At 40.4% G+C, this 1,813-nt stretch carries 1 protein-coding gene; it reads left to right on the forward strand.

The features are described 5' to 3' along the window. Nucleotides 1-139 precede the first annotated feature (139 nt). Entirely contained in the window at nucleotides 140-1,723 is a 1,584-nt protein-coding gene (locus H7844_15870) for an IS1634 family transposase (protein ID MEO5358757.1), read from the forward strand. Nucleotides 1,724-1,813 lie beyond the last annotated feature (90 nt).

A 1,813-nucleotide genomic window follows, 5' to 3' on the forward strand; every position in this document is an offset into this window, starting at 1 on the left:
AACGGAAGTTCCGAGTGTCAAAACGTCTAAGGGTTTGAAAACAGAGGAGAAAAGGCATATTCGGTAAAAATATGTAGCTACGATAATTATTTTTTAATGCTTGACAAATATATTGTTATATGGTACAATAGTGGCTACGATGTATATTCAAAGACATACGAAGCGAGTAGGCGACAAAGTATATCATTCTATACTCCTTGTTCAGAGCTTCAGAGAAGGTAAAAAGGTCAAACATAAGACTATTTTGAACCTAAGCAAGTGGAAACCGGAGGATATAGCAGCCTTTGAGGCAGGTTTGAAAGGCAAGCAAGGGTTTTCGTTAGAGGAAGTGCAGCCTGTAGCGGGCAAGAGTATAGGAGCCTTATGGGTGTTTAAGGAATTGGCCAAAGAGCTGGGGTTAATGAAGGCATTGGGTAAAGCGTTGCCAATAGGCTTAGTACTGCTTTTGGTGATAGGGAGGATTTTAACTCAGGGGTCAAGACGCCATCTTTGTGGTTGGGGAGCAACTGAGGAGTTAGAATATGTTTTAGGAGTTAAGGATTATAGTGTAGATACACTGTACAGAGTATTAGACCTGTTAGCGGAAAATCAGGAAGCAATAGAGGACAGGTTATTTAAGCAGAGGTATAATGGAGAAGCTCACCGGCTTTTTCTTTATGATGTTACGTCAAGTTATCTTGAGGGAGAGCATAACGAGCTTGCAGCGTATGGTTATAACAGAGACAAGAAGAGCGGGAAAAAGCAAATAGTAATAGGGCTGATGACAGATTTGCAAGGGTATCCTGTAACGATAGAGGTATTTGATGGTAATACGTCAGACTTAAAAACCCTGTCATCACAGATAAAAAAGCTGTCGGGGCGATTTGGAGTGAAAGAAGTGACGGTAGTGGGAGACCGTGGAATGATAAAGACGCACCAGATAGAGGAGTTGGCCTCATACGGTATGTCATATATAACGGCGATAACTAAGCCTCAAATAGAGAAACTAATAAGCACCGGCGTACTACAGCTGAGGTTATTTGATAATGAAGTTGTGGAGGCTTTTGATGAACAGGCAAGATATGTAATAAAGAGAAATCCGGTGCGAGCGTTGGAAATGAAAAAACAGAGAGAAGGGAAAATTCAGAGGATAAAAAATAAGGCGGCAGAGCTTACGAAGTACCTATCCATTCATAAGCGTGCAAGCGTACAGAAGGCACAAGAGCGTCTGCAAGAGTATTGTGATAAACTCAAAGTTACAGCCTGGGTAGAGATAGTATCACAGGAAAGAGATATAGAGGTACGTGTAGTACAAGAGAAACTTACAATGGAATCAGTGTTAGATGGCTGTTATGTAATAAAAACCGATGTTAAGGACCTGTCCGCTAAAGATGTGCATGATCGGTATAAAGCACTTGCCGTAGTGGAACAGGCCTTTAAGAAATTGAAGACAGGCTTTTTAGAAATAAGACCACTGTTTCTTAGAGATGAGGGCAGAACACGAGCCCATGTGTTTGTTACGATGCTTGCATATCTTTTGATACATGAATTTTACAGAAGAACAAAGCATCTTGGCCTTACGCTGCAACATATGATAGATACTCTGGATAAGGTGCAAACAGTAACGTTGACCTTAGGAGAGACCGAGGTAAAAAAAATCCCAAAACAGCGAAAAGAAATTACTCTTATCCTTGAAGCATTAGGAATAAAATTACCTTCTACTAATTTTACAGATACCGTGTAGCTGGGATATTTTCAACCCTCCATTATTGTTTTTTTCTTATTTATTAGCCACTTATAGCCACTTCACGCCATTTTTTACGCTGAACTTCCG

This window comes from Nitrospirae bacterium YQR-1, from assembly GCA_039908095.1.
Classification (GTDB): Bacteria; Nitrospirota; Thermodesulfovibrionia; order Thermodesulfovibrionales; family Magnetobacteriaceae; genus Magnetomonas.

Coding starts and splice junctions, on each gene's coding strand:
- H7844_15870 (MEO5358757.1), top strand. CDS start 140: ATGTATATTCAAAGACATACGAAGCGAGTAGGCGACAAAGTATATCAT.